The sequence below is a fragment of the Streptomyces sp. NPDC037410 genome (assembly GCF_055602235.1).
Map to the genome: position 1 here is coordinate 46,113 of NZ_JBVJWR010000027.1, position 13,289 is coordinate 59,401.

Here is a 13,289-nt window from a genome sequence, read left to right on the forward strand (position 1 = left end):
GGCCCGCACTGGCATTACACTGTGACAGATGACGCCCATTCGTCACAACCATGCGGACGCAGATCCCGTGCTCGACGCAGCACGCGACTGCGTGCTCGCCGTCGGCGTACGGCGAACCACCCTCACCGACGTCGCCCGGCGGGCCGGCGTGTCCCGGATGACGCTGTACCGACGCTGGCCCGACGTGCGCACCCTCGTCGGCGACCTGATGACCCGTGAATGGATCGCCGTCGCCGCCGGCGCCATGCCGCCCGCCGACGACGACCGGCCCGAACGGGCCCGGATCGTCGAGGGGCTGGTGGCGGGAGTCGCCGCGTTCCGGTCCCATCCGCTGTTCCAGAAGATCCTCGACGTCGACCCCGAGCTGCTGCTGCCGTACGTCCTCGACCGGCGGGGCGCCAGCCAGGACGCCCTGCTCGGGCTCCTCGTCACCGCGCTGGACGAAGGGCACGAGGACGGTTCCGTACGCCGCGCCCACCCCGACCTGCAAGCCCGGTCCCTGCTGCTCGTCGTCCAGTCCTTCACGCTCTCGATGCGCACCATGGCCGACGAGAACGATCCCGAACTGAGCGAAGCCGCCTTCCTCGAAGAGCTGCGCACCCTCCTTGAGAGGACCCTCACGCCATGAACCCCGTCAACCCCACGAGCAGCACCGCCCTGCCCGGCTCCTCGCTCGACGCCGAGCGGCGCCGGCGCGAACTGGACCGGCTCGCCGACGGCGACACCGTCGACGTACTCGTCGTCGGGCTCGGCGCCACCGGCGCGGGAGCCGCGCTCGACGCCGCCACCCGCGGACTGAGCGTCGCCGCCATCGACGCCCACGACCTGGCGTTCGGCACCTCCCGCTGGAGCTCGAAGCTGATCCACGGCGGACTGCGCTACCTCGCGTCCGGGCAGCTCGACGTCGCCCACGAGAGCGCCGTCGAGCGCGGCATCCTCATGGAACGCACCGCCCCCCACCTCGTCCGCGCCCAGCCCTTCGTACTCCCCCTCACCCCCCTGGTCAGCCGCGGCCAGGCCGCCCTCGCCCGCGCCGGATTCCTCGCGGGCGACCTGCTGCGCGTCGGCGCCCGCACCTCGCGCCGCACGCTGCCGCAGCCGCGCACGCTGACCGCCGTCGAGACCCGGCACCTCGCCCCGGCCCTGCGGCCCGTCGGCCTGCGCGGCGGACTGCTCTCCTGGGACGGACGGCTCTCCGACGACGCACGCCTGGTGACCGCGATCGCCCGCACCGCGGCCGCCTACGGTGCCCGCGTCCTCACCCGCGTGCGGGCCCTGGAACTCCACGGCGACGGCGCGCTGGTACGCGACGAGACCACCGGCGAGGAGCTGCGCATCCGCGCCCGTACGGTCGTCAACGCGGCGGGAGTGTGGGCGGGCGGCCTCATCGACGACGTACGTCTCCGGCCCTCGCGCGGCACCCATCTCGTCGTGCGGTCGGAAACCCTCGGCCGGCTCTCCGCCGGACTGCACATCCCGATCCCCGGTGAGACGAACCGCTTCGTCCTGGTCCTCCCCCAGGGCGACGGGCGCGTGTACGTCGGCCTCACCGACGAGCCCGTCGACGGCGACATCCCCGACGTGCCGGAGGTGCCCGAGACCGACATCGGCTTCCTCCTCGACGTCCTCGGCTCCGCCCTCGACGTCACCGTCGACCGCTCCGACGTGGTCGGTGCCTTCGCCGGACTGCGGCCCCTGCTCGACACCCGGGACGCGGAGGGCCGCACCGCCGACATCTCGCGCAAGCACGCCGTGCTCACCTCGCCCGAGGGCATCGTCACCGTCGTCGGCGGCAAGCTGACCACCTACCGCCGCATGGCCCAGGACGCCGTCGACGCGGCCGTCGACGTCCGCGGCCTGACCGCCGGCGCCTGCCGCACCGCGTCCGTCCCCCTCGTCGGCGCGGCCGGCCCGAAGACCCTCGCCGGTCTCGACGTCCCGCCCCGCCTCGTACAGCGCTACGGCTCCGAAGCCCCGGCCGTCCACGCCCTCGGGCTCGAAGACCCCGCCCTGGCCGAGCCCGTCGTACCCGGCCACCCCGTCACGGGCGCCGAACTGGTGTGGGCGGTCCGCCACGAAGGCGCCCTCGACGTCTCCGACCTCCTCGACCGCCGCACCCGCATCGGTGTGGTCCCGGAGGACCGCGCCCTCGCCGAGGAGTCGGCCCGGGACGCCCTCGCCCGTACGGCCCAGGTGCGGTGAACGGACACGGTGCCTCCTGCCTGGCGTCCGGACACGGTGCCCCCGCCCGGCGTCCAGGCAGGGGCACCGTCGTCCCCGGCAGGGCCGAGGCGGGTCGTCGGCGCATGTCGGCCTCCGCGCGGGGCAGGCGCTCCAGGGAGAGGAGCGCCGTCGCGGCACGCTCTCGTGGATGACGGGAGGCCGACATGGCTCGGTCGGTCGGAATCGACCTGGGAACGACGAATTCGGTGGTGTCCGTACTGGAAGGCGGCGAGCCGACGGTCATCGCGAACGCGGAGGGTGCGCGGACGACGCCGTCCGTGGTCGCCTTCGCCAAGGGCGGCGACGTGCTGGTCGGGGAGCTGGCCAAGCGGCAGGCCGTGACGAACGTGGACCGCACCGTGCGCTCGGTGAAACGGCACATGGGCGAGTCGGACTGGCGGTTCCCCGCGAGCGGCGACATGGACGGCCGGCGTTTCACCGCGCAGGAGATCTCGGCGCGCGTGCTGCAGAAGCTGAAGCGGGACGCCGAGGGCTACCTCGGCGAGGACGTCACGGACGCGGTGGTCACCGTACCGGCGTACTTCGACGACGCGCAGCGCACGGCGACGAAGGAGGCGGGCGAGATCGCCGGTCTCAAGGTGCTGCGGATCGTGAACGAGCCGACCGCGGCGGCGCTCGCCTACGGACTGGACAAGGAGAGCGACCAGACGGTCCTCGTCTTCGACCTCGGTGGCGGCACCTTCGACGTGTCGCTCCTGGAGATCGGCGACGGCGTCGTCGAGGTGAAGGCCACGAACGGGGACACCCATCTCGGTGGTGACGACTGGGACCAGCGGGTCGTCGACCACCTGGTGCGGCAGTTCAGGAACGGGTACGGCATCGACCTGTCGACGGACCGCATGGCCGTGCAGCGTCTTCGCGAGGCCGCCGAGAAGGCGAAGATCGAACTCTCCTCCGCGACGGAGACCACGATCAACCTGCCCTACATCACGGCCTCCGCCGAGGGCCCGCTGCACCTGGAGGAGAAGCTCACCCGGGCGCAGTTCGAGCAGATGACGGAGGACCTCCTTGCGCGCTGCAAGACGCCGTTCCACCAGGCGGTCGACGACGCGGGCATCGACGTGACCCGGGTCGATCACGTGATCCTGGTCGGCGGCTCGACCCGCATGCCCGCGGTGACCGGCCTCGTGAGGTCCCTGACCGGCAAGGACCCGCACAAGGGAGTGAACCCGGACGAGGTCGTGGCGGTCGGTGCGGCCCTCCAGGCCGGCGTCCTCAAGGGCGAGGTCAAGGACGTCCTGCTGCTCGACGTGACCCCGCTGTCCCTCGGCATCGAGACCAAGGGCGGCATCATGACCAAGCTCATCGAGCGCAACACCACGATCCCCACCCGGCGCTCGGAGGTCTTCACCACGGCGGAGGACAACCAGCCTTCGGTGACGGTGCAGGTGTACCAGGGCGAGCGCGAGATCGCCTCGTACAACAAGAAGCTCGGCATGTTCGAGCTGACCGGTCTGCCGCCGGCCCCGCGTGGCGTCCCGCAGATCGAGGTCGCCTTCGACATCGACGCCAACGGCATCATGCACGTGACCGCGAAGGACCTGGGCACGGGCAAGGAGCAGAAGATGACCGTCACCGGCGGCTCCTCGCTGCCGAAGGACGACATCGACCGCATGATCCGCGAGGCGGAACGGCACGCGGAGGAGGACCGGGCCCGCAAGGAGGAGGCCGAGACCCGCAACCAGGGCGAGCAGCTCGTCTACCAGACCGAGAGACTGCTGCGCGACAACCAGGACAAGATCCCCGGTGACGTGAAGTCCGAGGTCGAGGCCGCGGTCGGCGAGCTGAAGGAGAAGCTCAAGGGCGAGGACGCCGCGGAGATCCGTACGGCCGTCGACCGGCTCAACACGGCCGCCCAGCGGATCGGCACCGCGATGTACGCGCAGCACCAGGAGGCGCAAGGAGGTACCGGGCCCACGGCGGGCGGCGCGGGAGGGGAGGGTGAGGAGGACATCGTCGACGCCGAGATCGTCGACGAGGACAAGCGGGAGGGCGAGGGCAAGTAGGGCCGAACGGAAAGCGGGAGGGCGAGGGCAGGCAGGACGGCCGGTGAGCGGGAGAGCGAAGGGAAGCAGTGCCGAACGGTGAGCGGGAGAGCGAAGGCGAGCAGGACCGCACGGTGAGCGGGACGACAGCAGCCGAACCACGTGTCCGAGGTGCGAGGCGATCGAGCCATGACCGAGAAGAAGATCATCACGGTGATCGGAGCGACCGGAAAGCAGGGTGGCGGACTCGTGCGGGCCGTGCTCGCCGACCGCGCGAGTGAATTCACGGTACGCGCCGTCACCCGCCACCCCGACGGGGAACCCGCCCGGGAACTGAAGCGCCTCGGCGTCGACGACATCGTCCGGGCCGACATGGACGATCCGCCGAGTCTCGCCCCGGCCTTCGAGCACGCGTACGGCGCCTTCGTGGTCACCAACTTCTGGGAGCACATGTCCGCGGAGCGGGAGAAGGCCCAGGCCCAGGCGGTCGCACGGGCCGCGTCCCACGCGGGAGTACAGCACGCGATCTGGTCCACCCTGGAGGACACGCGCGACTGCATCCCCCTCGACGACGACCGCGTGCCGACGCTCCAGGAGCGCTACAAGGTGCCGCACTTCGACGGCAAGGCGGAGGCCGACCACTACTTCACCGACGAAGCGGTGCCGACCACCTTCCTGCGCACCACCTTCTACTGGGACAACCTGCTCGGCGCCTTCGCCCCGCAGCGCGGCGCGGACGGCGCCTTCCAGCTCACCTACCCCATGGGCGAGAGCCGGCTCTCCGGCATCGCGGTCGACGACATCGGCAGGACCGCCCTCGCCGTCCTCCGCGGTGGTGCCGATTTCGTCGCCGCCACGATCAGCATCGCCGGCGAGCACCTCAAGGTCGCCGACATGGCCGCGGCGCTCACGGAGTCGCTCGGCGAACCGGTACGGTACCGGCCCCTCAGCCCGGACGAGTGGCGCGCGCAGGGCCTGCCCGGCGCCGACGAGTCGGGGAACATGTTCCAGTACTACGCGGACTGCGAGCACCGCTTCACCGCGGCCCGGGACCTCTCGGCCGTCCGCGACCTCAACCCGGCCCTCCAGGACTTCGCCACCTGGCTCGCCGCCCACCACGACAGACTGCTCAACGCCTGGGCATGACACCCGGCCGCCGTCGTCGCCGGCGACTGAGCCGACTGGAGCCAACGTGACTGCCGCTCTTCCGGAGACGATGGCCGCCTGGGTCGTCCTCGCCGGCCGCCCCGGGACGATCGAGCGCCGGGAACTGCCCGTACCCGTCCCTGCGCCGGACGAACTGCTGGTCCGGGTGCGCGCGTGCGGCGTGTGCCGCACCGATCTGCACGTACGCGATCACGACCTTCCTCCGCACCAGGATCAGGTCGTCCCCGGACACGAAGCCGTCGGCGATGTCGTCTCCGTCGGCGACGAGGTCACCGGACCGGAACCCGGCTCCCGGGTCGGCGTCCCGTGGCTGCGGCGCACGTGCGGGACGTGCCCGTACTGCACGCGTGGCCGGGAGAACCTGTGCCCCGCCTCCCGCTACACCGGCTGGGACGCGAACGGCGGCTACGCCGCGTACGCCACCGTGCCCGCCGCCTACGCGTACGAGCTGCCCGCCGGGTACTCGGCCGAGGAGCTGGCCCCGCTGCTGTGCGCCGGGATCATCGGCTACCGGGCCCTGCGCCGCGCGGAGCTGCCCAACGGCGGGCGGCTCGGCATCTACGGGTTCGGCGCCTCCGCCCACCTCACCGCGCAGCTCGCCGCCGCCGCCGAGGGCGCCACCGTGCACGTCCTCACCCGTTCCCCGGACGCCCGGGCCCTCGCCATGGAGCTCGGCGCCGCCTCGGCGCGCGACGCCCGGGCGGGACCGCCCGAGCCACTGGACTCCGCGATCCTGTTCGCCCCGGCCGGCGACCTCGTCCCGTCGGCCCTGGAAGCGCTGGACAGCGGCGGAACTCTTGCCATCGCCGGCATCCACCTCTCCGACATCCCGCCCCTGGACTACGCCAGGCACCTCTTCCGGGAGCGGACCGTCCGCAGCGTGGCCGCCAACACCCGCGAGGACGGACGCGCGTTCCTCGCCGCGGCCACCGCACACCACCTCCGCCCGACCCTCTCCCCCTACGCATTCGCCCATGCCGACCGTGCCCTGGACGACCTCGCCGCCGGCCGGGTCCACGGCGCGGCGGTCCTGCGGATGCCCGGAACCGAGAGGGCGGAGGACGGTCCTTGACGCGATGGCCGACGCGATGGCCCGCGCCCGTCTCAGAGTTTGTCCAGCCGTCCACGGGCAGCTTGTACGGAACGACCGCGGCGCAGCTCCCGCTTCCAGGGGTCGTCGGTCCGCAGGCGCTCGTCGATGCTTGCGAGCGTCCAGCGCTGCGCGGTGAGGTCCGGATCGTCCAGTTCGCTCCAGCTCAGCGGTGCGGCGACCGGGGCGCCGGGCAGGGCGCGCACGGCGTACGGGCTGACGGCCGTCTGACCGTAGGCGTTGCGCTGGATGTCGAGGTAGAGCCGTCCCCGGCGGGCCTGTTTGCGCGCGGCGGTGGTGAGCTCGTCCGCATGCTGCTGGGCGAGCAGCTCGGCCACGCCGCGGGCGAACGCCCGAACGTCGTCGAACGAGGCGCGGCGGTCGAGCGGGACCAGGACGTGCGGGCCGCGGGAGCCGGTGGTCATCAGGGCCGCGGGCAGGTCGAGTTCGTCAAGGAGTTCGTGCAGCAGGGCGGCGGCCCGCCTCACCGGCGCGAAATCGTCGCCGGGCGGATCGAGGTCGAAGACCAGCCGGTCGGGGTGGTCGGGCCGGTCCGTCTTGAACAGCCAGCGGTGCGGGGTGATGCACGCCTGGTCGACCAGGTAGACCAGGGTGGCCAGGTCGTCGCAGACCGGGTAGGTGACGGTGCCGTCCTCCTTGGGCAGCTCGCTGCGGTGGATCCAGTCCGGGACGTAGTCGGGGGTGTCCTTCTGCATGAAGCGGCCGTCGTCGATGCCGTCGGGGTGGCGCTCCAGCATCAGCGGGCGTCCGCGCAGGTGCGGCAGGATGCGCTGTCCGACCCGGCGGTAGTGGGCCCCCTCGCACCCGGGGGTCCGGTCGCACACCGCCGCCCGAACCGCCTCCGTACCTGCCGGTCCCGGCCTCCGGAGCGCGAGAACGTTGTCGCGGCCCACCACCCCCCTGTGAGGAGATCCCGTGCTCGAAGGCTTCGGCGAGGCGCTCGCGGACCGGGAGTACTACCTGCCGCCGGCCGGCGTGGCCGACCCCGGGCCGCGCTTCGCTCCTGGCGAGGTGCCGCCGGGCCTGCACGGCTCCGCCCAGGGCATCTGGACGGTCTGGGGCGGTCCGCGGACCGGGCTCGCCGAGCAGGGCTGGAAGATCCACGTGTCGGCGCGGCTTGACCGGGCGCAGCACGTGCTCGACACGGTCGCCGGGATCTGCTTCTCCGAAGGCGTGCCGTTCAAGCACCTGAGCGCCCGGTTCTTCTTCCTGTTTCTCCATCACAAGCACGCCGCGCGGGCCCAGGCGGGCAAGTTCTGCACCGTCTACCCACCGGACACGGCGACCGCCCGCCGACTCCTCGAACGCCTGCGCGATGCGCTCGACGGGGAGGAGGGGCCGTACGTCCTCACCGACCGGCGCTTTCGCGACTCGCGGACGGTCCACTACCGCTACGGCTCCTTCGACGGCGCCCGGAGCCGGCTCCTGGCCGACGGCACCCGGGAGGGGCTGGTCCGCGACGGCTCCGGCCGCGAGGTCGTGGACGCGCGCCTGCCCGCCTTCCACCTGCCCGCGGGGATCACGGACCCCTTCGCCGAGCAGGAGGAGCAGCCGCACGCGGGCCCGATCCTGATCCGCGACTACGAGGTGACCCGCGCGGTGCGCCTCAGCAACGCCGGTGGCGCCTACCAGGCCCGCGACCGGCGGACCGGCCGCACCGTCTTCCTCAAGGAGGCCCGCGCGCACAACGGCCTGGTCTTCGACGGGACCGACGCGCGGCAGCGGCTGCGGCACGAGTACGACGTGCTGCGCGAGCTGCACGCGGCGGCCCCGGGGGTGGGCCCGGAGCCGCTGGACCACTTCACGGAGTGGGAGCACGACTTCCTCGTCACCGAGTACGTCGCGGGGCAGCCGCTGGTGGGCTGGCTGAGCCGGTCCACCCCGCTGGCCCGCGCCGACCGCACGGCCGAGTCCGTCGCCGCGTACTACGAGGCGTGCCGCCGGCTGCTCGCCGCGCTGGACGCCTCGCTGGAGCGGCTGCACGGCGCCGGCTACCGGTTCGGTGACGTCAGCCTGGGCAATGTCCTGGTCACGCCGTCGGGCGGGGTCCGGCTTGTGGACTTCGAGGCGGCCTCGGCGCTGTCCGCGGCCCCGTCAGGGATGGGCACTCCGGGGTTCACGCCGCCGCCCGGACTGCGCCGGGCCGACACCGATCCGCTGCTGCAGGACCGGTACGGCACGTCGGCCGTCGCGCTCGCCTTCGTGGCGCCGTTCCACGAGATCGCCGAGCACGCGCCCGTCAACCTCGCGCTGCTGCGCCGCGATCTGGCGGACGTGGCGCCGCCGCCGGACCTGTGGCAGCGGGCGACCGCCTTCCACCTGACGGAGAACAGGGCGCAGGAGCAGGACGGTCCCTACCGTCCGCCCTCCCCCGTCGAGCTGGACACCGATCCGCGCGGCTGCCTCACCCGGCTGGCCGGGGAGGTGGCCGCGGGTCTCCTCGAGATGGCTGACGCCGACCGGCCGGAGTGGGCGTTCCCGCCCTCGCCGGAGGCGTTCCGGACCAACAACGTGTGCCTGGCCTACGGCACGGCCGGGGTGGTGCACGCCCTGCACCGCGCCGGGGCCGGGGTACCGGAGGAGATCCGGGAACGGCTGCGCCGCGACGCGCTGGCGCTCCGCGACGCGCTGCCCCCGGGACTCCTCGTCGGCTCGGCGGGCATCGCCCGGGTACTGGCCGGCCTCGGCCGTCTTGACGAGGCCGTCGACCTGCTCCGGGACGCCGACGGGCACCCGCTCACCGCCTCCTGCGGCACGCTGGCCGGCGGGCGGGCCGGGGTCGGCCTGGGCTGGCTCGCCCTGCACCGGCTGACCGGGGAGAGCGGCCACCTGGAGCGGGCCGCCGCGGCGGGGGAAGGCCTGCTGCGCACCGCCGACCTGCCGGCCGCACTCGGCGAGCACGACGCCCGCGGCCTGCTGCACGGCCGCTCGGGGCTCGCCCTCTTCCTCCACCGCCTCGCCCGCGACACCGGCGAGGCCCGCTTCCTGGAGGCGGGGCGCAGACTGCTCCACCAGGAGCTGGACCGGACCTTTCCGCTGGAGGACGGCGCCCTGTCCCTCTCCGACAACGCACGGCTCACCCGTGCCATGCCGTACCTGGCCACCGGCGCGGCCGGTCTCGCGGCGGTCCTCACCCGCTACGTGGCCACCGCGCCGGACGAGCGCTGCGCCGCGGCACTGCCGCGGCTCGTCGCCGGCATCCGGGTCTCCTGCGCCACGAAGGAGGCGGGCCTGTACCGGGGGCTGGCCGGACTGACCTGGTTCCTGACCGGGCACGCCGAGCTCACCGGCACGGACGCCGCCCGCGCGGACGCCGTGCGCGCCGCGACCGGCCTGCTGAAGTACGCCGTCCCCCACCGGCGCGGTGTCCGCTTCCTCGGGGCGGGTTCGCAGCGGTTCACCGCCGACCTGTCCAGTGGCGGGGCCGGTGTCCTGCTGGTCCTCCACCGCCTGCTGTCCGGCCCGCTCCTGACGGGGCCCCACCCTGCGCGCCCCCGGCGCCTGGCAGCCGTCTGACGTCACCGGACGGGCCTCCCATGAACCCCTCGGCACGGCGGCGGACACCTCCGGGCCGAGGTACGCAAGGACCAACCGATACGACCCCGACAGGAAAGAGGAGATCATCCATGTCCCAGATCCAGATCCTCGCGCTCCAGGCCCTGGAGACCGAGCAGGAGGCCGACGCCTTCGCCCCTTGCTTCAGTGTCGCCTGGAGCATCAGCGACATCTTCCCCGACCCGATGTGACCAGCAGGCCCCCGGCGGGACCTGCGTCTGCCGCGGGTCACTGCAGTCCGAGGCGCCGTGCGGTCTCCTCGGTGTGCCGCAGGCGTGCGGGGGCGTCGTCGCCGAGTGCCGTGACGACCCCGGCGACGACGGTCTCCACCACGGCGAGGGTGGGGACGAAGCTGTCGTACGGTGAGGGTGTCGTGACCAGGCTGGGAAGGACGACCTCGGCGTGCGCGGAGACCGGGGAGAGCCATCGGTCGGTGAACAGGACGACCTTCGCGCCTTGTTCGAGGGCGAGTCGGGCCATGGTGACCTTGTCCTCCTCGTAACGCCGGTAGTCGAAGACGACCAGGACGTCGCGGCGGGTGAGCGTGCCGAGTGCCGCGGTCCGCTCGACGTCGCCGGCGGGCAGGAGCCGGATGTCGCCGCGCAACTGCATGAGGTGCAGTCCGAGGTACTGGGCGAGGAGATGGGTGAAGCGGCCGCCGGTCAGGATGATGCGCCGCTTGCCGTCGGCCAGGAGTGAGACGGCGTGTTCCAGGTCGTGCGGCGGGAGTTCGCCGAGGGTCTGCGCGACGGCGGAGCTGAACAGCCTGCTGCCCTGTTCGAGCAGGGATGCCTCGCCGTCCGGTGCCTCGTCGGTGCGGGCGCGGTCGGCGGATTCGTACAGGGACAGGGGTGAGGCGTTGCGCTCGTCGAGTTCCTCGCGCAGGGCGGTCTGGAAGTCGGGGAAGCCCCGGTAGCCGAGCCGGTTGACGAAGCGGATGACGGTGGGGGCGCTGACGCCCGCCCGTTCGGCGAGGACGGCGACGGTCTCGAAGCCGGCGGAGGGGTAGTTGGCCAGGAGGACGCGGGCGACCTTGCGCTCGGCCGGGCTGAGGTCGCCCAGTTTGTGCCGGATCACGTCGGCGAGTGCGCCGGAGGCCATCGCGGGTTCCTTTCTCGGTCGTCGGCGGGCGTGCGCCCGCGTGCCGAGCCTAATGCCGGTCGTCCTGGCCGCGATCGCGGCCACCGCGCCCGGGGGTGACGGTGGGTGCTCCCGCACCGGGCAACGGCGCGGTAAGCCGGTGCGGGAGCGTCGGGGGCAGCGTCAGTCGCTGCGGCTGTCGCCGAGGTCGGCGATGAGGGAGGCGAGCAGGGCGACCCTGGCCGGGACCGTACTGACGTCGAGCCACTCCTCGGGGGTGTGGTCGGCGCCGCCGACCGGTCCCAGACCGTCCAGCGTCGGGACCCCTGTGCCGGCGATGGTGTTGGCGTCCCCCACGCCGCCGGTCGCCGTGGCGCCGAAGGTCAGGCCGAGGCGTACGCCGATGTCCTGGGCCCGGTCGAGCATCCGGCGGGCGGCGGGGGTGTCTTCCATCGGCGGGCAGGACGCGATTTCCTCGACGGTGACGCGGGTGCCGGGGACGACGGGCCGCGTGGCGGCCTCCTGGAGGGCGGCGGTGGCCGCGCGCATGCCGCTGTCCGTGGCCGAGCGGATCTCGACGAGGAGTTCCGCCTCGGGGCAGACGATGTTGAAGCGGCTGCCCGCGCGCACGACGCCCACGTTGAGGGTGACGCCCTCCCACGTGCCGTTCAGCGCCTGGACGGCGATGACGAGGTGGGCGGCGGCCAGGGCCGCATTCGCTCCGCGTTCGGGTTCGATGCCCGCGTGTGCGGCGCGGCCGGTGACGGTCAGCCTGAAGTCGGCCACCCCCTTGCGCGCGATGACCAGGTCGCCGTTCTCCCGGGCGCATTCGAGGGCGAGGGCGTAGTGCGCCCCTTCGGCCGCTCGCCGGGTGACCGGCCTGCTGGCGGGTGAGCCGATCTCCTCGTCGGGTGTGGCGAGGAAGACGAGTTCCGCGTAGTCCTCGACGCCTGCCAGGGCGAGGATCTCGACGGCTGCGAGCCCGGCGACCAGGCCTCCTTTGTCGTCGCACACGCCGGGTCCGTGGGCGAGGGATCCGTCGAGGGAGAAGGGGCGTTCGGCGGCTGCCCCGTCGTCGAAGACGGTGTCCATGTGCGCGGCGAGGAGGATTCTGCGGCCTCCGTCGGCGACGGCGAGGCGACCTTGCCTGCGGCCGATGAGGACATCTCCCGTGCGGTGTCCGGCGGCCGGCGGCAGCGGGACGCGTTCCACGGAGAAGTCCAGCCGCTCGAGGTGGGCCCGGACCAGGTCGGCGACCCGGTCGACGCCGTCGGCGCTGTGCGAGCCGGAGTCGACCGCGACGAGTTCGGCCAGGTCGTCCAGGTACCGGGCCTGGTGTGCGTGGGACAGGGACAGCAGCGCTGCGTCGAGGGGCTGCTGCCGGAGCGGGGCGCTCACAGGACCTTCGACAGGAAGGCGCGGGTACGCTCCTGCTCCGGTTCGGCCAGGACCCGTCGGGGGTCACCGGATTCGACGACGACGCCTTCGTCCATGAAGACCGCCAGGTCGCCGACTTCGCGGGCGAAGCCGATCTCGTGCGTGACGACGACCATGGTCATGCCGTCGTCCGCGAGCCGGCGCATGACGTCGAGGACGTCGCCGACGAGTTCGGGGTCGAGCGCCGACGTCGGCTCGTCGAACAGCATCAGTTTCGGCTTCATGGCGAGGGCGCGGGCGATGGCGACGCGCTGCTGCTGGCCGCCCGAGAGCTCGGCCGGGTAGTGACCCTCCCGGTCGGCGAGCCCCACCTGGTCCAGGAGGGCCCTCGCCTCGTCGCGGGCCCGGTCCCTGGCGACTCCGGCGACCTTGACGGGGGCCTCGACGACGTTCTCCAGGACGGTCATGTGCGGGAAGAGGTTGAACCGCTGGAACACCATGCCGATGTCGCGCCGCCGGGCGGCGACCTCGCGCTCGCGCAACTCGTGGAGGCGGGTGCCCTGCGGCCGGTAGCCGACCGGTTCGCCGTCGACGGAGAGCCGTCCTCCGTCGATCTTCTCCAGATGGTTGATGCACCGCAGGAACGTGGACCTGCCGGACCCGGAGGGTCCGAGGAGGCAGCACACCTGTCCGCGTTCGACCGTCAGGTCGATGCCCTGGAGGACCTGGAGCTTCCCGAAGTGTTTGCGCACGCCCTCGGCGTGCACCAT

General features: G+C 73.0%; 10 protein-coding genes. 6 read left to right on the forward strand and 4 right to left on the reverse strand.

Annotated elements, in window-relative coordinates:
* Positions 1-28 precede the first annotated feature (28 nt).
* From ACZ7HT_RS32585 to ACZ7HT_RS32605, 5 genes are all read left to right on the forward strand, one after another.
* Positions 29-628, forward strand: a complete 600-nt coding sequence (locus ACZ7HT_RS32585; protein WP_471172551.1) for a TetR/AcrR family transcriptional regulator — start codon at positions 29-31, stop codon at positions 626-628.
* Positions 625-2,202 carry a glycerol-3-phosphate dehydrogenase/oxidase gene (locus tag ACZ7HT_RS32590; protein ID WP_471172554.1) on the forward strand — a complete coding sequence of 526 codons (1,578 nt, stop codon included), beginning with the start codon at positions 625-627 and terminating at the stop codon, positions 2,200-2,202. Before ACZ7HT_RS32585 ends, ACZ7HT_RS32590 begins: the two co-directional genes overlap by 4 nt.
* 185 nt (positions 2,203-2,387) lie before the next feature.
* Positions 2,388-4,250, forward strand: coding sequence for a molecular chaperone DnaK (gene dnaK / locus ACZ7HT_RS32595; protein WP_471172557.1), 1,863 nt, complete (start codon positions 2,388-2,390; stop codon positions 4,248-4,250).
* Positions 4,251-4,418: 168 nt separating this feature from the next.
* Positions 4,419-5,375 carry an NmrA/HSCARG family protein gene (locus ACZ7HT_RS32600; protein WP_471172558.1) on the forward strand — a complete coding sequence of 319 codons (957 nt, stop codon included), beginning with the start codon at positions 4,419-4,421 and terminating at the stop codon, positions 5,373-5,375.
* A 70-nt stretch (positions 5,376-5,445) separates the two neighbouring features.
* Positions 5,446-6,468 (forward strand): zinc-dependent alcohol dehydrogenase family protein, encoded by a 1,023-nt coding sequence (locus ACZ7HT_RS32605; protein ID WP_471172647.1) that lies wholly within the window; start codon positions 5,446-5,448, stop codon positions 6,466-6,468.
* 32 nt (positions 6,469-6,500) lie between these two features.
* Here ACZ7HT_RS32605 and ACZ7HT_RS32610 read toward each other — a convergent pair whose 3' ends face one another.
* Positions 6,501-7,331: a DNA polymerase domain-containing protein gene (locus ACZ7HT_RS32610; protein WP_471172561.1), complete on the reverse strand. Its 831-nt coding sequence runs from the start codon at positions 7,329-7,331 to the stop codon at positions 6,501-6,503.
* A 91-nt stretch (positions 7,332-7,422) separates the two neighbouring features.
* Between ACZ7HT_RS32610 and lanKC the strand changes: the two genes are divergently transcribed.
* Positions 7,423-10,023: a class III lanthionine synthetase LanKC gene (lanKC, locus tag ACZ7HT_RS32615; RefSeq protein WP_471172564.1), complete on the forward strand. Its 2,601-nt coding sequence runs from the start codon at positions 7,423-7,425 to the stop codon at positions 10,021-10,023.
* A gap of 267 nt (positions 10,024-10,290) precedes the next feature.
* On the opposite strand, the gene ACZ7HT_RS32620 is transcribed toward lanKC, so the two are convergent.
* From ACZ7HT_RS32620 to ACZ7HT_RS32630, 3 genes are all read right to left on the reverse strand, one after another.
* Positions 10,291-11,163, reverse strand: coding sequence for a MurR/RpiR family transcriptional regulator (locus ACZ7HT_RS32620; RefSeq protein ID WP_471172566.1), 873 nt, complete (start codon positions 11,161-11,163; stop codon positions 10,291-10,293).
* Positions 11,164-11,325: 162 nt separating this feature from the next.
* Positions 11,326-12,540, reverse strand: coding sequence for a M20 family metallopeptidase (locus ACZ7HT_RS32625; protein ID WP_471172568.1), 1,215 nt, complete (start codon positions 12,538-12,540; stop codon positions 11,326-11,328).
* Positions 12,537-13,289 (reverse strand): amino acid ABC transporter ATP-binding protein, encoded by a 753-nt coding sequence (locus tag ACZ7HT_RS32630; protein ID WP_471172650.1) that lies wholly within the window; start codon positions 13,287-13,289, stop codon positions 12,537-12,539. The genes ACZ7HT_RS32625 and ACZ7HT_RS32630 overlap by 4 nt, the downstream gene beginning before the upstream one ends.

Coding starts and splice junctions, on each gene's coding strand:
- ACZ7HT_RS32585 (WP_471172551.1), top strand. CDS start 29: ATGACGCCCATTCGTCACAACCATGCGGACGCAGATCCCGTGCTCGAC.
- ACZ7HT_RS32590 (WP_471172554.1), top strand. CDS start 625: ATGAACCCCGTCAACCCCACGAGCAGCACCGCCCTGCCCGGCTCCTCG.
- dnaK (WP_471172557.1), top strand. CDS start 2,388: ATGGCTCGGTCGGTCGGAATCGACCTGGGAACGACGAATTCGGTGGTG.
- ACZ7HT_RS32600 (WP_471172558.1), top strand. CDS start 4,419: ATGACCGAGAAGAAGATCATCACGGTGATCGGAGCGACCGGAAAGCAG.
- ACZ7HT_RS32605 (WP_471172647.1), top strand. CDS start 5,446: ATGGCCGCCTGGGTCGTCCTCGCCGGCCGCCCCGGGACGATCGAGCGC.
- ACZ7HT_RS32620 (WP_471172566.1), bottom strand. CDS start 11,163: ATGGCCTCCGGCGCACTCGCCGACGTGATCCGGCACAAACTGGGCGAC.
- ACZ7HT_RS32630 (WP_471172650.1), bottom strand. CDS start 13,289: ATGGTGCACGCCGAGGGCGTGCGCAAACACTTCGGGAAGCTCCAGGTC.